This is a genomic window from Actinocorallia aurea, assembly GCF_054783995.1.
Genome location: NZ_BAAGPQ010000002.1, coordinates 457297 through 477445, shown reverse-complemented (window position 1 = coordinate 477445; position 20149 = coordinate 457297). Strand labels below are relative to the sequence as shown.

The following is a 20149-nucleotide window of genomic DNA, read 5'->3' as shown; positions in this document are numbered from 1 at the left end:
GGACGGGGACATGCACCTGTACGACCTCTGGTTCATCGCCATCGCGGTGCTGTGGATCGGCTACTTCTTTCTTGAGGGGTTCGACTTCGGGGTCGGGATCCTCACGAGGTTCCTGGCGCGTGACGACCGGGAGCGGCGCGTGCTGATCAACACGATCGGGCCCGTCTGGGACGGGAACGAGGTCTGGCTCATCACCGCGGGCGGCGCGACCTTCGCGGCGTTCCCCGAGTGGTACGCGACGCTGTTCAGCGGGTTCTACCTGCCGCTGCTGATCATCCTCATCGCGCTCATCCTCCGGGCCGTCGCCTTCGACTACCGGGGCAAGGGCCACACACAGCGGTGGCGCGACAACTGGGACCGCTGCATCTTCTGGGGCTCGCTCATCCCCGCGTTCCTTTGGGGCGTGGCCTTCGCCAACATCGTGCGGGGCGTGAAGCTCAACGCCGACCACGACTACGTCGGGTCCTTCTGGGACCTCCTCAACCCCTACGCGCTGCTCGGCGGCGTCGTCACCCTCGTGCTGTTCACCTTCCACGGGGCGGTCTTCACCGCCCTGAAGACCGACGGCGAGATCCGGGCCCGCGCCAACCGCATGTCGATCGGACTCGGCGCCGCGGCCCTCGTCGCCGCCGGGATCTTCCTGGTGTGGACGCTGGTCCACCGCTCCGACGGGTGGGCGGTCGCCACCGCGGTCCTCGCCGCGGTGCTCCTCGCCGCGTCGATCGCGGTGTCGCTGCGGGTCCGCGAGGGCTGGGCGTTCCTGCTCTCGGGCCTCGCCATCGTCTTCGCGGTGGCCACGCTGTTCCTGTCGCTCTACCCGTACGTGATGCCCTCGACGATCGCGGAGGCGACCCACAGCCTCACCGTGCAGAACGCCTCGTCGACGGCCAAGACGCTCGGCATCATGACCTGGGTCGCGGGCGTCTTCCTGCCCATCGTGCTCATCTACCAGGGCTGGACGTACTGGGTGTTCCGCAAGCGCATCCACGTCGACCAGATCCCGGCCGGCGAGCACGAGATGAACCCGGCGACGTCATGAGGCCGTTCGACCCGCGGCTGGCCCGGTACGCCCGGGCCACCGTCCCCTACCTCCTGGTCTGCGTGGTGCTGGGCGTCGCCGCCGCGGCGCTCGTCATCGCCCAGTCGTGGCTGCTCGCGCACGCGATCGCGGCCCTGACCGTCCCGGCGGCGCTGCTCGCGGTGTTCGCCGGGCGGGCCGTGCTCGCCTGGCTCCAGGAGGTCGCCGCGCACCGCGCGTCGGCGGGGGTCAAGGCGCAGCTGCGCGCGGCGGTGCTGCGCTCGGTCACCCGCGAGGGGAGCGCGCCCGGCCCGTCGGGCGCGCTCGCCGCCCTGGTGACGCGCGGCGTCGACGCCCTCGACCCGTACTTCTCCCGCTACCTTCCGCAGCTCGTGCTCGCCCTGGTCGTGCCCGTCGCGGTGGTCGTCGCGCTGTTCACCCTCGACCCGGCCTCGGCGGTCATCGTGGCGGTGACGCTGCCGCTGATCCCGATGTTCGGCTTCCTCATCGGCACCTACACCGCAGTGCGCACCCGCAGGCAGTGGCGCACGCTCAGTCTGCTGGCCGGGCACTTCGGCGACGTCGTCGCCGGGCTCACCACGCTGAAGGTCTTCGGCCGGGCCCGCGCCCAGCTCCGCGAGATCGAGCGGGTGTCGGAGGAGCACCGCAAGGCCACCATGTCGTCGCTGCGGATCGCCTTCAGCTCGGCGCTCGTGCTGGAGCTCGCCGCGACGCTCTCGGTGGCGGTCGTCGCCGTCTCCATCGGCCTGCGGCTCGTGCACGGCGGCCTGCCCTTCGAGACCGCCCTGTTCGTGCTGATCCTCGCGCCCGAGGCCTACCTTCCGCTGCGCCAGGTGGGCACCCACTTCCACGCCGCCCAGGAGGGCCTTGCGGCGGCGGAGGAGATCTTCGCGGTGCTTCCCGACGGCACGGTCCGCGAGGCCGCCCCGGTGCCGTTCGCGGCCCAGGACGGGCCGCCGCGCGTCACCGTCGAGGGGCTCGTCGCCCGGGAGGGGCTGCCGCCGCTCGACCTCGTGCTGGAGGCGGGGACGAGCACGGCGCTCATGGCCCCGTCCGGGACGGGCAAGTCGAGCGTCGCCGCGGTCCTGCTCGGGCTGCTCTCCCCGCACGCCGGACGGGTCGTGCTCGACGGCGCGGAGCTGGGGGAGGGGACCGACTGGGAGGGGCTTCGCGGGACGGTCGCCTGGATGCCGCAGCGGCCCTACCTGTTCCCCGGGACCGTCGCGGAGAACATCGCCCTCGCCGTCCCCGGCGCGCCCGCCGACGCCGTCCGGGCGGCGGCCCTGGCCACCGGAGCCGACCCGGACAAGGTGCTCGGCGAGGACGGCCACGGGCTGTCGGCCGGACAGCGCCAGCGCGTCGCCCTCGCCCGGGTGCACCTGCGCTGCGCGCTCCTGCCGATCACCCTCCTGCTGCTCGACGAACCCACCGCCCACCTCGACACCGGCACCGAACTCGACCTCGCCGGCGGAATCGAGCGGCTCGCCGAAGGCCGCACCGCCCTGCTCATCACCCACCGGCGCGGCCTCGCCGACCACGCCGACCAGACCGTCGTCTGGGACGCCTGCGCCCAGGCCGGCGAGAAGACGGGAGCGCTCCTGTGACCGCTGTGCGATCCGGCCCTGTGCGGTCCGGCCCTGTGCGATCCGGCCCTGTGCGATCCGACTCCGTGCGGTCCGGCCCTGCGGGATCGGACTCTGCGCGGTCGACGGCCGGGCGTTCGCACCCGGTGCGCTCCCGGCTCGCCCTGGGCGCGGCCCTCGGCGCTGGCGCGCTGATCTGCGGGATCGGCCTCATGGCCACGTCCGGCTGGCTGATCTCGCGGGCCGACCAGCAGCCGCCCGTCCTGTACCTGATGGTCGCCATCACCGCGGTCCGGACCTTCGGCCTCGGCCGGGGCGTCCTGCGCTACAGCGAACGGCTCGCCTCGCACGACGCGGCGCTGCGGCTGCTCACCCGCACCCGTGTCGCGGTCTTCGACCGGCTCGCCGACCTCGCCCCCGGACGCCTCGGCGCGTCCCGCACGCTCGGCCTGGTCGTCACCGGGGTCGACGGGGTGGCCGACCGGTGGCTGCGCGGCAGGCTCCCGATGTTCTCGGCCGCCGCCGCTGCCCTCGCCGCCCTGGCGCTGCAGACCGTGCTGCTGCCGCGGGCCGGGCTCGTCCTCCTGGCCGCCCTCGCCCTCGGCGGCGTCGCGGCCCCGCTCGTCGCCGCGGCGGCGGCGCGCCGGGCCGCGGTCCGCGAGGCGCGGGGCAGGGACCGCATGTCCGAGGTCGCGACCCGCACCCTGCACGGGCTGCCTGAACTCGTCGCCTACGGGGCGGTGCCTGAGCGGCTCGCGGAGCTGGAGGAGGCCGACGCGGACCTCGACCGGGCGAGCGGCAGATCGGCCTGGTCCCTCGGCGTGGCCTCCGGCATGACCGTCCTGGCCTGCGGCGCCGCGGTCTTCGGCGCGCTGGCCCTGGCCGTCCCGGCGGCCCGCGCGGGCGACCTCGACCCGCTGTACGTCGCGGTCCTCGCGCTCACCCCGCTCGCCGCGTTCGAGGCGATCTCGACGCTCTCGGCGTCGGCCCAGCAGCTCCTGCGCTCCCGCGCGGACGACGCCCTGCTCGGCCGCGTCCTGGACGCCGAACCGCCCGTGCGGGACCCCGAGGCCCCCGCGCCCCTGCCCGAGGGCGTCACCGTGCGCGTCCGGGACCTGCGGGTGCGCTGGGACGGCGCAGACACCGACGCCCTCGCCGGGCTGGACTTCGACCTGCCGCCCGGCCGGAAGGTCGCCGTCTTCGGCGCGAGCGGCGCGGGCAAGTCGACCCTCGCCGCGGCCCTCCTGCGCTTCACCGGCTACGAAGGGTCGATCACCCTCGACGGGGTGGAGCTCGCCGACCTCGCGGGCGACGACGTCCGGCGCGTCATCGGCCTGTGCGCCCAGGACGCCCATGTCTTCGACACCACGGTCGCCGAGAACGTCAGGCTGGCCAGGCCCGGATCGTCCGACGCCGAGGTCGCCGAGGTGCTGCGCCGCGCAGGTCTCGACCTGCCCCTCGACCGGCGGGTCGGCGAGCACGGCGCCGCGGTCTCCGGCGGGGAGCGGCAGCGCATCGCCCTCGCCCGGGCTCTGCTCGCCGACTTCCCCGTCCTGATCCTCGACGAACCCGACGCCCACCTCGACGAGGACACCGCGGGCAGGGTCCTCACCGACCTCCTCACCGCCGCCGGCGACCGGACCGTCCTGCTCATCACCCACCGGCCCGGAGTGCCCGGCGCCGACCCCGTTCTGCGGCACATCGACGAGGTGGTCACCCTGACGCCGCCGCGACCGCGTGATCCTGTCGGCGCCCCTGCGTAGGCTGACGGCATGTGCGGGCGATACGCGACGGCACGGGCGCGCCAGGAACTCCTCGACACCTTCCGGATCGAGGTGGACGAGACGGTCGCCGACGACGGCAGGGACCTCCTGGTCCCCGACTACAACGCGGCCCCGACCAAGGACGTCCCGGCCGTCCTGATCCGCCCGCCGCACGGCTCGGGCGGCCATGACACCCCCGAGGAGGCCGTGCGCACCCTCCGCATGGTCCGGTGGGGTCTCGTGCCGTCCTGGGCGAAGGACCTCGCCATCGGCAACCGGATGATCAACGCCCGGGTGGAGACCCTCGCCGAGAAGCCCGCCTTCCGCCGTGCCTTCGCCCGCCGCCGCTGCCTGCTGCCCGCCGACGGCTACTACGAGTGGTACAGGGGCGAGGGAGGCAAGAAGCAGCCCTTCTTCATCCGGCCGGACGACGGCGGCGTCCTGCCCATGGCGGGCCTGTACGAGCTGTGGAAGTCCCCCGAAGGCGAGTGGCTGTTCACCTGCACCGTCATCACCGCCCAGGCCGCCGACGAGCTCGGCCACATCCACGACCGGATGCCGATGACCGTCACCGACCCCGACGCCTGGCTCGACCCCGGGCTCACCGACACCGCGGCGGCGGGCCGCCTCCTCGTGCCCGCGATGTCCCGGCGGCTGGAGGCCTACCCCGTCGGCAAGGAGGTCGGGAACGTCCGCAGCAGCGGCCCGCAGCTCATCCGGCCGATCGCCGAGGCGCAGATCCCGGACGCCGAGCCATCCGACACCCCGGACGAGGGCGACACCCTCTTCTGACACCCGGTCTTCCGAGGCCCGCCCTTCTGACGGGTCAGCGCAGCACCCGCCGGTCGAGCACCCGCGCGAGCGACTCGATCACCGCGGGGTCGTACTGGTACGCCGAGTCGGCGCGCAGCCTGTCCAGGACGGCCGCGGCCCGGTCGCGGTCGCGCGAGTCGCCCATGAGGTCGTCGTAGGCGTTGGCGGCCTTGATGATCCGGCTCGCCAGCGGCGGCCCCGGCCGGACGCCCGCCGGGTCCCGGTACGGGTCGCACTGGGCGCGGACGATCCGGGCGACCATGTCCAGGACGCCCGTCTGCTCGATGACCGCCGCGCCGAGGTCGGCGATCCGGCGCTGGTCCTCCGGTGCGGCGAGGACCGTCGCCCCGCCCGGGATCGGGTCGGGCAGGGACAGCTGCCCGATGTCGTGCATGAGCGCCGCGTACTCCAGCTCCAGCAGCTCCGCCTCGGCCATGCCCAGCTCGCGGCCCATCGCCACCGACAGCCTGCTCACCCGCAGCGAGTGGCCCGTCTCGACGTAGCCGCCGACCTCCGTCACCTGGGAGAGCGCCCGGACCGTCTGGAGGTAGGTGGTGCGCACCGCGGCGTAGCGGCGGAACGCGAACTGGGTGGTGAGGATCGGCGCGGTGAACAGCAGCAGCGCCGCGAGGCCCATCACCGAGGTGGCGACCGCGATGAGCATCCCCGTCGCCGACGACGCCGCGCACAGCAGCGCGCTGGCGCGGAACTCGTCGACGAACGCGATGCCGAACCTGGCCCGCACCGCCTCCGAACGGATCAGCGCCGAGACCGTCATGTCGGCGATCGCCGCGGCCGCCGAGATCGCCGTCATGAGGCCCAGCGCCGTCCACCACTCGTGCCGGGTCAGCGGCTCCCCGGTGAACAGCACGTCGGTGAGCGGCCGGAACAGGATCGCCACGACCGCCGCCGCGACCAGCCGCCGCGCCATCGCGTCGATCTTCGGCGCGCGGTTCACCGCGACGTGCGGAAGCGTCCCGGCGACCATGCCGCAGGCCGTCACCGCGACGACCTGGAACGGCGAGTGCATGACCGGGTCGCCGCCGACGCTCAGCAGCATCCCGTAGGCGAGCGCGCCGGCCCGGCTGATCGGCGCGACCTCCCGGCCGCCCGGCATGTTCATCCGGAACAGCTCGCCGAGCGCGATGAGGACGCCGAAGATGATGGCGGGCTCCAGGTCGTCGACCCCGCCGTTGGCGGCGAGCCACGCCAGCGCCGCGACCACCAGCGCGGCGGCCGCGCCCATCACGACGAGCTGAGCCGAGTCCAGATGCTGCCAGCCCGGCTTCTCCCGGGTCGCCTGGAGCCTGCTGCCCGCTACCACGCGCCCTCCCCGGAGACCCGGATCGGCGCGCTGGGGTCGTCGTGGTCCTGCATGGTCGTCTGCGCCTCGGCGGGCGCGACGACCCGGTCGGGGGAGGCCCAGCCCTTCTTGTCCAGGGCCCGCAGGAACGCCGCGACCATCTCGGGGTCGAAGTCGGCGCCGCTACACCGTTCCAGTTCCGCGATCCCCTCGGCGACGGACCGGGCGGGCCGGTAGGAGCGGGTCGACGTCATCGCGTCGAAGGCGTCGGCGACCCCGATGATGCGGGCGAACTCGGGGATCTCGTCCCCGGCCAGGCCCATCGGGTAGCCGCGCCCGTTCAGTTTCTCGTGATGGTGCATGATCCCCGTCAGGGCCTCGTCAAGGAAGCCGATCTCGCGGATGATCTCCCGCCCGCGCATCGGGTGGAGCTGGATGGCGGCGAACTCCTCCTCGCTGAGCGGGCCCTCCTTCTGGAGGACCTTCGTCGGCACGCCGAGCTTGCCGACATCGTGCAGCATTCCGGCGAACCGGATCGCCTCGACGCGGGCGCGGCTCATCCCGATCTCCTCGGCGATCATCACCGAGCCGCGCGAGACGCGCTCGCTGTGCCCGCGGGTGTAGAAGTCCTTGGTCTCCACGGCCTGGCAGAGCGTGGCGAGGGTGGCCTCGTGCGCGCGCTGCTGGGCGAGGGTCTGCGCGAACGCCCACCGGGCGACGAGCAGCGGCAGCAGCACCAGCACCGCGGAGAACGCCCCGATCGTCGTGTACAACTCGGCGATGAGCAGCCCGAACGAGCCGTAGCCGAGCAGCCCCGGCGCGAGCTGGGTGGTCTCGGCGCGCAGTTCCCGGACCGTCGCGGACTTGGTGAGCAGCAGAATGCCCCACACCAGCGCGAGGTTGCACGTGACGTAGGCGACCAGCGCGACCGCGAACGGCAGGATCTGCTGGGCCGTGTCGGCGTGCGGACCCGGGCTGAGCGCGTCGAAGATGAGGCCGGCGACGCAGCCGCACAGCGCGAACTGCGCCCCGTTGTAGACCCGCTTGACGGGTGCGACCCGCTGCCAGGTGAACAGCGCGCAGGCGCCGACCAGCCCCGCGCCGGCCGGGCCGAGCAGCACGACCGACGCGAGGCAGGCGGAGAATCCGAGGGAGACCCGTGCCCGCTCCAGACTGAGCAGTGCGGGCACGGAGTCGCAGATCAGGAAGAGGACCGCCATCGCCGCCAGCTTCGTCCACGTGACGTCCGTGTAGGACGCGGTGGCCATGAGGGTCGCGGCGAGCGCGACCACGGTGCCCACATACGTCCAGGCAGCGAGGGGAAGACCTGCGACCGGCATTGCCGCCTCCGAGGTGACGAGGTGACCGACGCCGCCGGGGTCAGACCCAGGAAACGCCCGCGGGATCGGTCAGCAGCACCATCGCGGACACCGCGGCTCCCGCGGCGACCATCAAGTACCTGAGCATGGCGATGTACTCCCCCCGAAGTGAATCCGGGGAGGTCTCCCCGGACTCCATCCTTGCTCCCGGCCACTGGCCAATGACAAGACTAGCCAACCCGGTGATCGTCCTACAGGAACAAAGGAAATCGAGAGCAAAGCGTGAACTGTGCGTCACTCTGTGTTCGCGCGACAGACGACCGTTTCGCCGGTTCGGCCGGTTTCAGTGCGAACGGGCCCATTCAACGGTCGCCTCAAGGCCGTCCGCTAGCGCGGTCGTCGGACGCCAGCCGAGCCCTTCGCGGGCCGGAGCCGGGTCGAGGACCATCGCGGGCAGGTCGCCCAGCCTGACGGGTGCCGAGCCCGGCGTGTCCGGCGCGCCCGCGGCCCGCGCGACGAGCGCGTGCAGCTCACGATCGGACGTCTGAACACCTGTGCCGATGTTGAAGCGTCCGCCCGACCCGGTGGCGAGGGCGCGGGCGAACGCGTCGACCACGTCGAGCACGTAGACGTAGTCGCGGGTCTGGCTCCCGTCGCCGAACACGATGGTCGGCTCGCCCTTGAGCAGGGCCGCGGTGAAGATGGAGATGACGCCCGCCTCGCCCTCGGGGGTCTGGCGCGGGCCGTACACGTTGCCCAGAGCCAGCGTCGTGAAGTCCAGGCCGTGCAGGTCCCGGTAGGCCTGGGCGTAGGTCTCGCCCGTGGTCTTGGAGGCCGCGTAGGGGGAGCGGGGGCGCAGCGGGGCGTCCGCCCCCACGGGCAGGGAGTCCGGGACGCCGTAGACGGCGCAGGAAGAGGTGTAGAGGGTCTTGCGGGCGCCCGAAGCGCGGGCCGCCTCCAGCACGTTGATGGTGCCGAGCACGTTCGTGCGGGCGTCCCGCAGTGGATCGGCCACGCTCACCCGGACGCTCACCTGGGCGGCCAGATGGCAGATCACCTCGGGCTCGGCCTTGGCCGCCAGCTCCACGAACGCCGGATCGGCGACGTCCACCTCGTGCAGCTCCACCCCGTCGGCCAGATTCGCGCGCCGACCGGAGGCGAGATTGTCCACCGCGACGACCTCGTGCCCGTCGCCGAGCAGGCGGTCGACCAGATGGGACCCGATGAACCCGGCGGCGCCGGTGACGAGGATGCGCACCCGCCAACCCTACCCGTCAAGGGCGGTCAGGCCCCGCTGCGAGCGGTGGGCGCGCCCGCTAGTCCTCGTCGCCCGCGAGAACGCTCTCGATGCGGCCGAGGACCTTGGCCTTCAGATCGGACGGCACCGGATCGCAGCCGCAGGACTTGCTCACCAGCTTCTTCACCGCCTCTTCGAGGCCGTACTCGCGCAGGCACGGCCCGCACTCGTCGAGGTGCTCGGTCACCTCGGCGCAGCTCGCGTCGGCGAGCTCACCGTCGATGTAGGTGTAGACCTTCGCCAGCACCTCGCTGCACGGTGTCGCATGCTCGTTGCCGCAGCTCATTTCGAACCCTCCCGCGTGAGGCCGCGCTCGGCAGCGTAGTCCTCCAGCATCGAACGGAGCTGCCGCCGACCACGGTGAAGCCGGGACATCACGGTACCGATCGGCGTGTTCATGATGTCGGCGATCTCCTTGTAGGAGAAGCCCTCGACGTCCGCGAGATAGACCGCGATGCGGAAATCCTCGGGGAGGTCCTGCAGCGCGTGCTTCACATCCGAATCCGGAAGGTGCTCCAGCGCCTCGGCCTCGGCCGACTTGAGCCCCGACGACGTGTGCGACTCCGCCCGCGCCAGCTGCCAGTCCTCGATCTCCTCCGTGCCCGAGTTCTTCGGCTCCCGCTGCTTCTTGCGGTAGGAGTTGATGAAGGTGTTGGTGAGGATCCGATACAGCCACGCCTTGAGGTTCGTGCCCTCCTTGAACTGGTGGAATGAGGCGAACGCCTTCGCGAACGTCTCCTGCACCAGATCCTCGGCGTCGGCGGGATTGCGGGTCATCCGCAACGCCGCCGGATACAGCTGGTCCAGGAACGGAAGCACATCACGCTGGAAGCGCTCGCGGCGCTGCGCTCCGGTCTCCGCGGTGCCCGGTACGGTACCCACCCCCTGTGCAGGGACCATCGTCGGATGATCCAGACCCTCTTGCGGTCTGTACGACAATAGCGGTAGGCCCTTACCGAACGTGTCAGCGGGCCCGGTCAGCACCGGCATCCGTCCCCTCCTCCTGTACGTCTTGGGGCAACAGCCAAGACCCTCTTGACATTCCCGGTTCGCCGCCCCGGCTCCGGCCGGGCCGCGGACCTGAGAATTTCAGGGAAGAAACGCCTTTGTTTTCTTACAGAGGGTTACTTGGGGGGCTGGACGGGGGAAGATGAGCTGGCACGCTTTCTAAGGAGTTCCCGCCTTGCTGCCGCTCCCGGGCAGGCCTCACACGCTGCGCTCACCAGCCGAAGATCCCCACACCGGCTACTGGAAGTTCTACCGGGCCGTGGCGCACGCCCAGCTCGCACGCTGGCTGCCACGGCACAGTTCGGTGATCCTCGACGTCTCCGGCGGCGTGAGCCGGTCCGCCGAGCAGGCCGCGGCCGCCGGGCACCACGTGCTGGAGGTCGTCTCCCGGCCTGACGGGCCGGCCGGCCACCAGCGGGTCGTCGCCGACCCGTTCGCCCTCGACTTCCTCGTCGACGGGAGCATGGACGCCGTCATAGCCGAGGACGGGGTCCTGTCCCGGAGCCTCGCCACCGAGCAGACCGTGCACGAGATCGCCCGGGTCCTGCGGCCCGGAGGGCGCGTCCTGCTGTGCGTCGACTCCTTGACGCTCGGCCTCGCCGTCCTCGCCGAGCAGAACCTGTGGCCCCACCTGTCCGACGTGCCCCGGGCCGAGGTCGTCCTCGTGCCCTGGCCCGACGGGACGATCACCCGCTGCTTCTGGTCCGACCAGCTCCGCGAGTTCCTCGCCGACGCGGGCCTCGAAGTCGAGTGGATCAGGCCCCGGACGGTCGTGTCCCCGTCCACGGCCGAGCACGTCCTCACCAAGGACCCCGGCGCCCTGGACCGTCTCGTCCGCACCGAACTCCAGACCCCCTACGACACCCGCGTCGAGGACGAGTCGGTGGGCATCCACCTCCTCGCGAGCGCCATTAAAACCTTCTGAACAGCGCGTCCAAGCACCGGGGGCGCGAGGCCCTCGCTAGGTTCGGGCTGGTCAGCGGGGCGAGGCGAGGGGGAGCCATGGGCGAGGTCCGGGCGGAGCTGGTGTCGAATGTCTGGAAGGTCCTGGTGGCCGAGGGGGACCGGGTCGCCGAAGGCGACGAACTGGTGATCCTCGAATCGATGAAGATGGAGATCCCGGTCCTCGCCGAGATCCCGGGCGTCGTCGCCCAGGTCCGGGTCGCCGAAGGCGACGTTCTGCAGGAGGGCGACCTCATCGCCGTCGTCGCCTAGCGGATAGGTTCTCGGCCATGGAGAATCGGGCCGTGGAGGGTCGGGTCATGGACGTGTTCTGCGCGCACTGCGGCGACGAGTCCGGCGGCGATCACGCGGGGTGCCGGGCGGCGCTGGTCATGGAGCCGCCCCGCTACTGCGCGGGCTGCCGCAGGCGGATGGTCGTCCAGGTGACGCCGCTCGGGTGGCGGGCCCACTGCGTCGAGCACGGGGCAGTGACCTCCGTCCCGTCCTAGGCGGCGCGTCGGCGGTCGGTCGAGGCCGGGGCTGTGACCTCGGTCTCGTTCTGGGCGCGGCGCGCCGGCGAACAAAGAGGCCACCCGGTTTTCTGTCGGAATCCGCGAGCGGGCGGGCCGAGGGTGCGGCGCTAGGGTCGGGTCCCGTGAGTGTGCTCGTGGTCACCGGTACCGATACCGAGGTGGGCAAGACCGTCGTCACTGCGGCGCTGGCGGCGCTGGCGGCGGCGCGCGGCGCGAAGGTCGCCGTGGTCAAACCCGCGCAGACCGGTGTGGAGCCGGACGAACCCGGTGATCTTTTCGAGGTGGGCCGGCTGGCCGGGATCACCGACCTGCACGAGGGGACCCGGTTCCCCGATCCGCTGTCGCCCGCGGCGGCGGCGCGGGTGAGCGGGCGGCCCCCCGCCCAGCTCCCGCAGGCCGTGCCGCTGATCCGCGACCTCGCGGCGACCCGGGACCTCGTCCTCGTCGAAGGCGCCGGCGGCCTCCTCGTCAGGTTCGACGAGGAGGGCAACACGATCGCTGACCTCGCGCGCTGGCTCGGCGCGCCCGTCGTCGTCACCGTGCGGCCCGACCTCGGCACCCTGAACCACACGGCGCTGACCCTTGAGGCGCTGGCCCACCGCGGGGTCCAGCTCGCCGGGCTCGTCGTCGGATCATGGCCGCAGGAGCCCGATCTGGCGATGCGCAGCAACCTGCGCGACCTGGAGACGCTTTCGGCCCGCCCACTCGGCGGCGTCCTGCCCGCGGGGGCCGGACGGATGGACGCCCCCGAGTTCCTGCTCGCCGCCAGAACCGGGCTCTCCCCGGTCTTCGGCGGCATTTTCGACGCTGGTACCTTCCGTCAGACTCAATCGAGAGGCGCATAGCGTGACTGACATCCTTGCGGTAGCCAGGCAGCAGGTGCTCGAAGAAGGCAGGGGGCTGGACGCCGCCCAGGCCCTGGAATGCCTTTCCCTCCCCGACGACCGGTTGGAAGAGTTGCTCGGCCTCGCCCACGAGGTCCGGATGCGGCACTGCGGCCCGGAGGTCGAGGTCGAGGGGATCGTCTCGGTCAAGACCGGCGGCTGCCCCGAGGACTGCCACTTCTGCTCGCAGTCCGGCCAGTTCTCCTCCCCGGTGCGGGCCGCGTGGCTGGACATCCCGTCGCTCGTCGAGGCGGCCCGGGAGACGGCCAAGACGGGCGCGACGGAGTTCTGCATCGTCGCGGCGGTCCGCGGGCCGGACAAGCGGCTGATGGACCAGGTGAAGCAGGGCGTCGAGGCGATCAACGCGGCGGTCGACATCCAGATCGCGTGCTCGCTCGGCATGCTCACCCAGGAGCAGGTCGACGACCTGGCGTCGTGGGGGATCCACCGCTACAACCACAACCTGGAGACGGCCCGCTCCCACTTCCCGCAGGTGGTCACCACCCACACATGGGAAGAGCGCTGGGACACCCTCCAGATGGTGCGAGAGGCCGGGATGGAGGTCTGCTGCGGCGGCCTCATCGGCATGGGCGAGACGCTGGAGCAGCGCGCCGAGTTCGCGGCGCAGCTCGCCGAGCTCGACCCCCACGAGGTTCCCCTGAACTTCCTCAACCCCCGCCCCGGGACCCCCTTCGCGAACTTCCCCCTGGTCGAGGGCGCGGAGGCCCTCAAGACCATCGCCACGTTCCGCCTCGTGCTCCCCCGCACGATCCTGCGCTACGCCGGCGGCCGCGAGCTCACCCTCGGCGACCTCGGCACCAAGGACGGCCTCCTCGGCGGCATCAACGCCATGATCGTCGGCAACTACCTGACGACCCTCGGCCGCGACGCCACCAAGGACCTGGACCTCCTCACCGAACTCCAGATGCCGATCAAGGCCCTCAGCCAGACTCTGTGAGGTCGGGAAGCACCGGGAGACCGGATCGGCCGAACGCCGAGAGCCAGCGGGATCGCCCCGGGCAAGTTGCACGCCGCAGGCCCCCTGGGGCCGAGGACCAGTGATCGGGCGCCCCTGGGCTGCCCCGTAGGCCCCCAGGGCCGGAGGGGCAGTCCAGGGATCTCAAGCGCCCGATCACGCGTCGCCGGAGGCGGCGCAATCGGACACGGTCCAGGGATCTCAAGCGCCCGATCACGCGTCGCCGGAGGCGGCGCAATCGGACACGGTCCAGGGATCTCAAGCGCCCGATCACGCGTCGCCGGAGGCGGCGCAATTCAAGACAGCGCCTGCGGCGGGAATCCTAGGCTTTGAATCTTCTGTCTCCCCGAAGGGTCAATCCCCAGGGCGCCGCAGGCGCGTCACGAATTTGTACCTGTCGCCGCGGTAGAAGGACTGGGCCCATTCGACGGGTTCGCCCGTGGTGTCGAAGGACTGGCGGGAGATCAGCATGAGGGGGAGGCCCACGTCGACGCCGAGGATCTGGGCGTCGTAGGGGGTGGCCAGGACCGTCTCTATGGTCTCCTCGGCTTCGGCGAGGTGGACGTCGTAGGCGGCGGCGAGTGTCTCGTAGAGGGACAGGTTGCGGGACAGCTCCTTGCGGAGGCCCGGGAAGCGCCGTGCGGGCAGGTGCGTGTAGTCGATCGACATCGGGTCGCCGTCGGCGAGGCGCAGCCGGTGGATGCGCAGGACCCGGCCGCCGGGGCGGATGCCGAGGAGGTTCGCCAGCCGCTCGTCGGCGGTCAGGTAGGCGACGTCGAGCATCCGGGTCTCCGGCAGGAGGCCGTGGTGGCGCATGTCCTCGGTGTAGCCGACGAGCTGGAGCTGGTGCGGGACCTTCGGCTTGGCCACGAAGGTGCCCTTGCCCTGGATCCGCTGGAGCCGTCCCTCGACGACGAGTTCGGCGAGCGCCTGGCGGACCGTCGTGCGGGAGGTGCCGTAGCGTTCGGCCAGGGTCCGCTCGGGAGGGAGCGGGCTGCCGGCCGGCAGCGAGGTGATCAGCTCGACGAGCAGTTCCTTCAGCCGGTAGTACTTCGGCACGCGGGGCGAGCTCGCGAGGGGGTTGCCCGGCATCTGCGGCCTGCCTGGCGGGGCCGAGAGCCCGAAGTCGCCCAGTGCGTGTTCGGCTGTCAACGAAGCTCCTTGTTCACCGCCGGTTTGGCTCGATGTTACGCGAGCAGGTTACGGGTCCACAGCGCGGGCGACCGCCGCGAGTGCCTGGTCGAGGGCTGTGAGTTCCGCCTCGCCGAGGCTGGCCCGCGCCGTGATTCTCAGGCACGCGCGTCCCTCGGGCACGGACGGTGGCCGGAAACAGCCAACCCGCAACCCGTGGTCGAGGCAGATCTCCGCAGCCTGAAGGGCCTTTTTGGGCTGTCCGAGAAAGACTGGAACGACCGCCGCGTCCGGTATGCGAGTCTCCAGGCCGTGCGCTTCGGCGATCTTCACGACCTGCCGTGCGACGGCCCTGGCCCGTCCGGGCAGCTCGGGTGAGTTCTCGATCACATCGAGGGCGGCGAGCGCGGAGCCGAGCGCCGCGGGGTTGAGGCCGGTGTCGAAGATCATGCTGCGGGCGGTGTCGATCAGCGTCTCGCGGACCTCGGGGGCGCCCAGCACCGCGCCGCCCTGGGACGCGAGGGACTTCGACAGGGTGAGGGTGAGGACCACGTCGGGTTCCCCGGCGATGCCCGCGGCCCAGGACGCTCCGCGCCCGTGCTCCCCGACGACGCCGAGGGCGTGCGCCTCGTCCACGACGAGCAGCGCCCCGTGCGCCCGGACGGCCCGGTGCAGCGCGGCAAGGGGCGCGACGTCCCCGTCGACCGAGAACACCGCGTCGGTGACGACGACGGCGGTCTCCTCCTCCCGCTCGGCCAGCGCCCTCTCGACGGCGGCGACGTCCCGGTGCGGGACGATCCGCACCCTGGCCCGGGAGAGCCGGCAGGCGTCGACGATCGACGCGTGGTTGACCTGGTCGGAGATCACCAGGGCGCCCGGCCCGGACAGGGCGGTCACCGCGCCGAGGTTGGCGAGGTATCCGGAGGAGAAGGTCAGCCCGGAAGCGGCCCCGCAGAAGGCGGCGAGCCTCGCGTCGAGCTCGTCGTGCAGGAGGGTGGTGCCGGTGACGAGCCGGGACCCGGTCGATCCCGTCCCGAAGCCGTGCAGGGCGCGGACGGCCCCGTCGATGAGGCGCGGGTCCTGGGACAGGCCCAGGTAGTCGTTGGAGGCGAGGTCGACGAGGCCGTCGAAGTCGCCGGTGCGGGGGCGCAGGCGCCGGCGCAGCCCGGCGGCGTCGCGCCGTTCGGTCGCCTCGGTCAGCCGGCGGAGGGGGTCGGGACGGCCCGTGCGGTCTGTCGCGCTCACCTGCCCATCCTCGCAGGGGGCAGGGCTGGAATGATGGGCAGGTGCCTACCTTGCCCGACCTCGTCCGCAAGCAGACTGATCTGGACCAGCGAGATCTCGAATGGCTGCACGCGCTGGTCTCGGACTGGCAGCTCCTCGCCGACCTGTCCTTCGCCGACCTGGTGCTGTGGGTGCCGCAGAAGCGCCCCACCGGGGAGGGGCACTGGCCGCCCAGGGCCGTCGACGGCTGGGTGTGCGTCGCCCAGATGCGCCCGACCACCGGCCCGACCGCTTACCCCGACGACCTCGTCGGCAGGATCGTCCGGACGGGCAAGCGCGGCCTCATCGACGTGGCGTGGCGGGAGCGGCGCATCGTGCGGGAGGGCGATCCGGAGTGGGGGAGCGGCATCCCCGTCCGGGAGGAGTCGATCCCGATCCTGGCCAGGCACGGCGGCCAGGCCAAGATGATCGGCGTCATCCAGCGCAGCACCAACCTCAGTTCGGCGCGCACCCCGTCGCGGCTCGAGCTGACCTATCTGCAGAGCGCGAGCGACCTCGCCCAGATGATCGCCGAGGGCACGTTCCCGGTCCCGGGCGCGGAGGCGAACCTCATCAGGTCCCCGCGCGTCGGCGACGGCCTGCTGCGCGTGGACCGCACCGGACGCGTCGTGTACGCCAGCCCCAACGCGCTGTCGGCCTACCGGCGGCTCGGCCTGGCCACCGACCTGGTGGGCGACCACCTGGGGGAGACGACGGCGAAGCTGGCGGAGACCGGCCAGCCGATCGACGAGTCCTTCATCGGGATGCTGAGCGGCAAGGCGCACCGGGAGGTGGAGGTCGAGGCGCACGGCGCGTTCGTCCAGCTCAGAATGCTCCCGCTGATCGTGGCGGGGGAGCAGATCGGGTCGATCGCCCTCATCCGCGACGTGACCGAGTTGCGATGGCGCGACCGCGAGCTGATGACCAAGGACGCGACGATCCGCGAGATCCACCACCGGGTGAAGAACAACCTCCAGACCGTCGCCGCGCTGCTGCGGCTCCAGGCGCGGCGGCTGCGCGTCCCGGAGGGCAGGGAGGCGCTGGAGGAGGCGGTGCGGCGGGTCGGGTCGATCGCGATCGTGCACGAGACGCTGTCGCACACCCCGGACGAGCTGATCGACTTCGACGAGATCGCCGACCGCGTCATCGCGATGTCCGGCGACCTCATGTCGCTGGAGATCCGGGTGCATCCGCGCCGGCTCGGCGGTTTCGGGGTGCTGCCCGCCGCGATCGCCACCCCGATCGCGATGGTCCTCACCGAGCTGCTCCAGAACGCGCTCCAGCACGGCCTCGCCGAGCACGGCGGGAACCTCGAGGTGCTCGTCTCGCGCACCGAGGAGCGGCTGCGGGTCGAGGTCACCGACGACGGCGTCGGCCTTCCGGCGGACTTCGATCCCGAGAGCGCCGACAGCCTGGGCATCCAGATCGTCCGGGCGCTCACCGAGGGGGAGCTGGGCGGCACCATCGCGTTCGGGGACCGGCAGGGCGGCGGCACGAGCGTCGTGCTCGACCTGCCGCTGGAGCACCGGCCGCAGGGGCCGCCGCGGAGCTGACGGGCCGGTCGGTGGCACCGGGTCGAGCCGGGCCGGGTCAGCCGTCCTGCGGGCGGACGTACACCTCGGCCTGCCCGTCGGGACGGGTCAGGGTGAGCCGGGCGTCGGCGATCTTCCAGGTAAGGTCGCCCGCCTCGCGTCCGCATCCTTCGCGGGAGACGGTCAGGGCCAGCCGGGACGCCTCGGCGGTGTATCCGCCCGCGGCCTGGCAGCCGGGTTCGCTCCAGGTCCACGTCCCGTCGACGACGAACTCGTAGGAGCCTTCGCCTTCGGCGACCTGCCAGGGGCCGATGAGCTCCTGCGGGAGCCCGGCCACGCTGCGCACGGGTTCCGGCGTCTTCTCGGGGGTGTCGCTTTCGCCGCCGCATGCGGCGAGCGCCGCGAGGAGACCCGCCGCAGCACTCACCATGATCACCGTCCGCATCATGCGGCGAACCTACACCTAACCCCCCATGTCACGACGGTCGACTTCGGAGAAACCGCCACAACAATGGTCAGCTCGCTGCGATCCCATTGCATCGCCATAAAGACGACTTCGCGCGGCGTGCTGCCGGGTCCCGGATGATCCAGGCCCATGGCCGCACGCCGCGCGAGGCCGGCGAGTAAGGGTGCGGTGTCAGACGCTCGAAATGCCGGACGTTTCAGATGTTCAGGCGGTCGAGGTGTCAGACGGTCGCAGTGTCAGACGGTCGCAGTGTTGGCGCGGGCGCGGGCCCGGGCGGCGCGGCGCTTGATGGCGCGGCGCTCGTCCTCGCTCATGCCGCCCCAGACCCCGGAGTCCTGGCCGGACTCCAGCGCCCACCGCAGGCAGGCGTCGGTCTCATTGCACTTGCGGCACACCTGCTTGGCTTCCTCGATCTGAAGCAGAGCGGGGCCGGTGTTGCCGATCGGGAAGAACAGCTCGGGGTCCACGTCACGGCAGGCTGCGCGGTGGCGCCAGTCCATGCGTCCACTCCTTACTCGCCATGAAACCCATGTGAATGGTTTCACGATGTTGGTCGCCCGGGCCGGGGTGTGGCATCCGGGAAGTGCGCCTGCGCATCCCTACTGCAGGGTCTCTCGCGGCGCACTTTGAGCGTGTCAGGGCGGCAATGGACCGCGCAAGTACTTGGAGAAAGGTTTCTCCTGGTATGGCTGTCGGTTGTGTCACACCGTTGGAACATGGGTGACACATTCACCGGCTAAGTGGTTGTCCTTAGACGTTCCCGCAGCTCAGTGCAACGAGAGCTAGGTCTCAGGAGATTTGTGGCGGACCTCTCCAGGGTCTCGAAACGGTCTCAGATGACCACTCGTAGCGCTGCTGGCACGCTGCGGAACACCATGTGCTCGCGTGTTCCCACATAATCGCCGTCCACCTGCAAAGCGATCGGCCGCCTTGCCGTGAGGACGACTTCCTCCGCGTCGTGCAATTCCACGATCTGCCTTCCCCTGGGTCCGCCGGTCGCCGGGAGGAGCATCTGGGCGAGCGCGGCGACGACCGGCGCCGTCCGCAGGGAGCGGATGGCGAAGAGATCGAGCCCGGCGCCCAGGCTCGCCCGGGGGCTCGGCACGATTGGACGCGGCCCGAGATAGGTGTAGGGAGAGGTGTTGGAGACGAACGCCAGGAACAGGCCGCGCGCCACCCGCCCGTTCGCGCGGGCCTCCAGCGCGGGCAGGGAGCGGTTGGTGCCGGCGAAGAACCGGCTGAGCGCGCACCGCACGTAGAGCAGGTTGGAGGCCTTGCCCGACCGCCTCTGCTCGCGCGCCTCCTCGACCGCCTTGACGACCTCGGCGTCCAGCCCGGCTCCGGCGGTGAACGTGTAGTAGCGGCTCTCCTTCGGCGTCGTCACATGGCCGAGGGCGACGGTCCTGGTGTGCCCGCCGCGCAGCGCCCCGAGGATGGCGGCGAGGGAGCGCATCGGATCGCCCGGCAGGCCCAGGGCGCGGGCGAAGACGTTGGCGTTGCCGCCCGGCAGGATCACCAGCGCCGGCCTGGTCTCGGCCGTGCCCGGCACCGCCATGAGCCCGTTGACCGCCTCGTTGACGGTGCCGTCGCCGCCGAGTGCGATGACCATGTCGTAGTGCTCGCGGGCCGCCCGCTCGGCGAGCTCGATCGCGTGCCCGCGGTGCCCGGTCTCGGCCGGCTCGACCTCCAGATCGCCCACGAACGCCCGGACGAGAAGGTCTCTGACCTGGCGGGTGGTCGTCGAGGCCCGGGGGTTGGCGATCAGCATGGCGCGCACGGCGCCAGCGTATGCCACAGGTCCGCGGAGGTAGTCTGGCGGGCGTGCCACAACGTCCCCGGGCCCTCGCCGCAGCCGCTGTCCTCCAGTCCGCCACGGGGCTGGTCGCCCTCGGATGGGGGCTCCTGATCGCCGTCGAGACGGTGCTCGGGCACCGCACGAACATGGCGACGGCCGTGTCGGTCTCGGTGCTGACCGCGGGCGGCGGCGTCCTCATCCTGTGGATCGCCAAGGGGCTGTGGAACCTCCAGCGCTGGAGCCGCTCCCCGGCCGTCCTCACCCAGCTGTTCGCCGTGCCGGTGTCGGTCTCGCTGATCCAGGGCGACCGCCCCTGGCTGGGCTACCCCCTCATCGCCGTGGCCGTCCTCGCCCTCCTGACCCTCCTCAGCCGCCCCGTCCTCGAAGCCCTCTACGCCGACGACATCGTCGAGGAGGAGCAGGACGCCGAGAAGGAGCGGGACGCGAAGGCTGTGCCGCCCGGCGGGAAGCGCGGGAACGACAAGGCCGTCTGAGCGGCGCT

The 20149-nt window shown here is 71.8% G+C and carries 22 protein-coding genes; 11 read left to right on the top strand and 11 right to left on the bottom strand.

Annotated elements, in window-relative coordinates:
* Positions 1 to 10 precede the first annotated feature (10 nt).
* From cydB to ACYVOM_RS02450, 4 genes are all read left to right on the top strand, one after another.
* The gene (cydB, locus tag ACYVOM_RS02465; RefSeq protein WP_460301531.1) at positions 11 to 1039 is read left to right on the top strand and encodes a cytochrome d ubiquinol oxidase subunit II; all 1029 of its coding nucleotides are present in this window, start codon (positions 11 to 13) and stop codon (positions 1037 to 1039) included.
* Positions 1036 to 2643 carry a thiol reductant ABC exporter subunit CydD gene (cydD, locus tag ACYVOM_RS02460; protein WP_460301530.1) on the top strand — a complete coding sequence of 536 codons (1608 nt, stop codon included), beginning with the start codon at positions 1036 to 1038 and terminating at the stop codon, positions 2641 to 2643. The genes cydB and cydD overlap by 4 nt, the downstream gene beginning before the upstream one ends.
* Positions 2644 to 2768: 125 nt before the next feature.
* Complete coding sequence (gene cydC, locus ACYVOM_RS02455; protein WP_460301529.1) at positions 2769 to 4385, top strand: thiol reductant ABC exporter subunit CydC; 1617 nt, start codon at positions 2769 to 2771, stop codon at positions 4383 to 4385.
* A gap of 9 nt (positions 4386 to 4394) precedes the next feature.
* Positions 4395 to 5177, top strand: coding sequence for an SOS response-associated peptidase (locus tag ACYVOM_RS02450; RefSeq protein WP_460301528.1), 783 nt, complete (start codon positions 4395 to 4397; stop codon positions 5175 to 5177).
* Positions 5178 to 5211: 34 nt separating this feature from the next.
* Here ACYVOM_RS02450 and ACYVOM_RS02445 read toward each other — a convergent pair whose 3' ends face one another.
* The 6 genes from ACYVOM_RS02445 to ACYVOM_RS02420 form a co-directional block, all read right to left on the bottom strand.
* Complete coding sequence (locus tag ACYVOM_RS02445; RefSeq protein WP_460301527.1) at positions 5212 to 6522, bottom strand: HD-GYP domain-containing protein; 1311 nt, start codon at positions 6520 to 6522, stop codon at positions 5212 to 5214.
* Entirely contained in the window at positions 6516 to 7841 is a 1326-nt protein-coding gene (locus tag ACYVOM_RS02440) for an HD-GYP domain-containing protein (RefSeq protein ID WP_460301526.1), read from the bottom strand. The genes ACYVOM_RS02445 and ACYVOM_RS02440 overlap by 7 nt, the downstream gene beginning before the upstream one ends.
* A gap of 40 nt (positions 7842 to 7881) precedes the next feature.
* Positions 7882 to 8019, bottom strand: a complete 138-nt coding sequence (locus tag ACYVOM_RS02435; protein ID WP_460301525.1) for a hypothetical protein — start codon at positions 8017 to 8019, stop codon at positions 7882 to 7884.
* Between the two features lie 144 nt (positions 8020 to 8163).
* On the bottom strand, positions 8164 to 9078 hold the full coding sequence (locus ACYVOM_RS02430; RefSeq protein WP_460301524.1) for an NAD-dependent epimerase/dehydratase family protein: 915 nt from the start codon (positions 9076 to 9078) through the stop codon (positions 8164 to 8166).
* Between the two features lie 58 nt (positions 9079 to 9136).
* Positions 9137 to 9403 carry a mycothiol system anti-sigma-R factor gene (rsrA, locus tag ACYVOM_RS02425; RefSeq protein WP_460301523.1) on the bottom strand — a complete coding sequence of 89 codons (267 nt, stop codon included), beginning with the start codon at positions 9401 to 9403 and terminating at the stop codon, positions 9137 to 9139.
* Positions 9400 to 10017 carry a sigma-70 family RNA polymerase sigma factor gene (locus ACYVOM_RS02420; RefSeq protein WP_460302334.1) on the bottom strand — a complete coding sequence of 206 codons (618 nt, stop codon included), beginning with the start codon at positions 10015 to 10017 and terminating at the stop codon, positions 9400 to 9402. The genes rsrA and ACYVOM_RS02420 overlap by 4 nt, the downstream gene beginning before the upstream one ends.
* A 283-nt stretch (positions 10018 to 10300) precedes the next feature.
* Here ACYVOM_RS02420 and ACYVOM_RS02415 point away from each other — a divergent pair, with 283 nt between their 5' ends.
* The 5 genes from ACYVOM_RS02415 (at position 10301) to bioB (ending at position 13442) form a co-directional block, all read left to right on the top strand.
* The gene (locus tag ACYVOM_RS02415) at positions 10301 to 11050 is read left to right on the top strand and encodes a methyltransferase domain-containing protein (RefSeq protein WP_460301522.1); all 750 of its coding nucleotides are present in this window, start codon (positions 10301 to 10303) and stop codon (positions 11048 to 11050) included.
* A gap of 77 nt (positions 11051 to 11127) precedes the next feature.
* The gene (locus ACYVOM_RS02410; protein ID WP_460301521.1) at positions 11128 to 11340 is read left to right on the top strand and encodes a biotin/lipoyl-binding carrier protein; all 213 of its coding nucleotides are present in this window, start codon (positions 11128 to 11130) and stop codon (positions 11338 to 11340) included.
* A gap of 17 nt (positions 11341 to 11357) precedes the next feature.
* Positions 11358 to 11576, top strand: coding sequence for a biotin synthase auxiliary protein BsaP (gene bsaP, locus ACYVOM_RS02405; protein WP_460301520.1), 219 nt, complete (start codon positions 11358 to 11360; stop codon positions 11574 to 11576).
* A gap of 146 nt (positions 11577 to 11722) precedes the next feature.
* On the top strand, positions 11723 to 12445 hold the full coding sequence (gene bioD, locus ACYVOM_RS02400; protein WP_460301519.1) for a dethiobiotin synthase: 723 nt from the start codon (positions 11723 to 11725) through the stop codon (positions 12443 to 12445).
* A 1-nt stretch (position 12446) separates the two neighbouring features.
* On the top strand, positions 12447 to 13442 hold the full coding sequence (bioB, locus tag ACYVOM_RS02395; RefSeq protein ID WP_460301518.1) for a biotin synthase BioB: 996 nt from the start codon (positions 12447 to 12449) through the stop codon (positions 13440 to 13442).
* A 372-nt stretch (positions 13443 to 13814) separates the two neighbouring features.
* On the opposite strand, the gene ACYVOM_RS02390 is transcribed toward bioB, so the two are convergent.
* Complete coding sequence (locus tag ACYVOM_RS02390) at positions 13815 to 14552, bottom strand: GntR family transcriptional regulator (protein WP_460302333.1); 738 nt, start codon at positions 14550 to 14552, stop codon at positions 13815 to 13817.
* Positions 14553 to 14660: 108 nt separating this feature from the next.
* Positions 14661 to 15836: an 8-amino-7-oxononanoate synthase gene (locus ACYVOM_RS02385; protein WP_460301517.1), complete on the bottom strand. Its 1176-nt coding sequence runs from the start codon at positions 15834 to 15836 to the stop codon at positions 14661 to 14663.
* Between the two features lie 41 nt (positions 15837 to 15877).
* Here ACYVOM_RS02385 and ACYVOM_RS02380 point away from each other — a divergent pair, with 41 nt between their 5' ends.
* On the top strand, positions 15878 to 17407 hold the full coding sequence (locus tag ACYVOM_RS02380; RefSeq protein ID WP_460301516.1) for a sensor histidine kinase: 1530 nt from the start codon (positions 15878 to 15880) through the stop codon (positions 17405 to 17407).
* 37 nt (positions 17408 to 17444) lie between these two features.
* Here the strand turns inward: ACYVOM_RS02380 and ACYVOM_RS02375 are convergent, their stop codons facing one another.
* The 3 genes from ACYVOM_RS02375 to ACYVOM_RS02365 all read right to left on the bottom strand — a co-directional run bounded on the left by ACYVOM_RS02375 (position 17445) and on the right by ACYVOM_RS02365 (position 19620).
* Complete coding sequence (locus ACYVOM_RS02375; protein ID WP_460301515.1) at positions 17445 to 17834, bottom strand: hypothetical protein; 390 nt, start codon at positions 17832 to 17834, stop codon at positions 17445 to 17447.
* A gap of 254 nt (positions 17835 to 18088) precedes the next feature.
* Positions 18089 to 18352, bottom strand: a complete 264-nt coding sequence (locus tag ACYVOM_RS02370) for a WhiB family transcriptional regulator (RefSeq protein ID WP_460301514.1) — start codon at positions 18350 to 18352, stop codon at positions 18089 to 18091.
* 332 nt (positions 18353 to 18684) lie between these two features.
* A complete protein-coding gene (locus ACYVOM_RS02365; protein WP_460302332.1) occupies positions 18685 to 19620 on the bottom strand; it encodes a diacylglycerol/lipid kinase family protein in 936 nt (311 codons plus the stop codon).
* A 53-nt stretch (positions 19621 to 19673) separates the two neighbouring features.
* Between ACYVOM_RS02365 and ACYVOM_RS02360 the strand changes: the two genes are divergently transcribed.
* Positions 19674 to 20141 (top strand): hypothetical protein, encoded by a 468-nt coding sequence (locus tag ACYVOM_RS02360; protein WP_460301513.1) that lies wholly within the window; start codon positions 19674 to 19676, stop codon positions 20139 to 20141.
* The last annotated feature ends 8 nt before the right edge of the window (positions 20142 to 20149 follow it).

What these genes read in the sequence shown, in the direction of transcription:
- ACYVOM_RS02390 (WP_460302333.1), bottom strand. Translation starts at nt 14,552, where the DNA reads ATGCCGGGCAACCCCCTCGCGAGCTCGCCCCGCGTGCCGAAGTACTAC.
- ACYVOM_RS02375 (WP_460301515.1), bottom strand. Translation starts at nt 17,834, where the DNA reads ATGATGCGGACGGTGATCATGGTGAGTGCTGCGGCGGGTCTCCTCGCG.
- cydB (WP_460301531.1), top strand. Translation starts at nt 11, where the DNA reads ATGCACCTGTACGACCTCTGGTTCATCGCCATCGCGGTGCTGTGGATC.
- rsrA (WP_460301523.1), bottom strand. Translation starts at nt 9,403, where the DNA reads ATGAGCTGCGGCAACGAGCATGCGACACCGTGCAGCGAGGTGCTGGCG.
- ACYVOM_RS02450 (WP_460301528.1), top strand. Translation starts at nt 4,395, where the DNA reads ATGTGCGGGCGATACGCGACGGCACGGGCGCGCCAGGAACTCCTCGAC.
- bsaP (WP_460301520.1), top strand. Translation starts at nt 11,358, where the DNA reads ATGGAGAATCGGGCCGTGGAGGGTCGGGTCATGGACGTGTTCTGCGCG.
- ACYVOM_RS02435 (WP_460301525.1), bottom strand. Translation starts at nt 8,019, where the DNA reads ATGGAGTCCGGGGAGACCTCCCCGGATTCACTTCGGGGGGAGTACATC.
- ACYVOM_RS02410 (WP_460301521.1), top strand. Translation starts at nt 11,128, where the DNA reads ATGGGCGAGGTCCGGGCGGAGCTGGTGTCGAATGTCTGGAAGGTCCTG.
- ACYVOM_RS02420 (WP_460302334.1), bottom strand. Translation starts at nt 10,017, where the DNA reads ATGGTCCCTGCACAGGGGGTGGGTACCGTACCGGGCACCGCGGAGACC.
- ACYVOM_RS02365 (WP_460302332.1), bottom strand. Translation starts at nt 19,620, where the DNA reads ATGCTGATCGCCAACCCCCGGGCCTCGACGACCACCCGCCAGGTCAGA.
- ACYVOM_RS02370 (WP_460301514.1), bottom strand. Translation starts at nt 18,352, where the DNA reads ATGGACTGGCGCCACCGCGCAGCCTGCCGTGACGTGGACCCCGAGCTG.
- ACYVOM_RS02440 (WP_460301526.1), bottom strand. Translation starts at nt 7,841, where the DNA reads ATGCCGGTCGCAGGTCTTCCCCTCGCTGCCTGGACGTATGTGGGCACC.
- cydD (WP_460301530.1), top strand. Translation starts at nt 1,036, where the DNA reads ATGAGGCCGTTCGACCCGCGGCTGGCCCGGTACGCCCGGGCCACCGTC.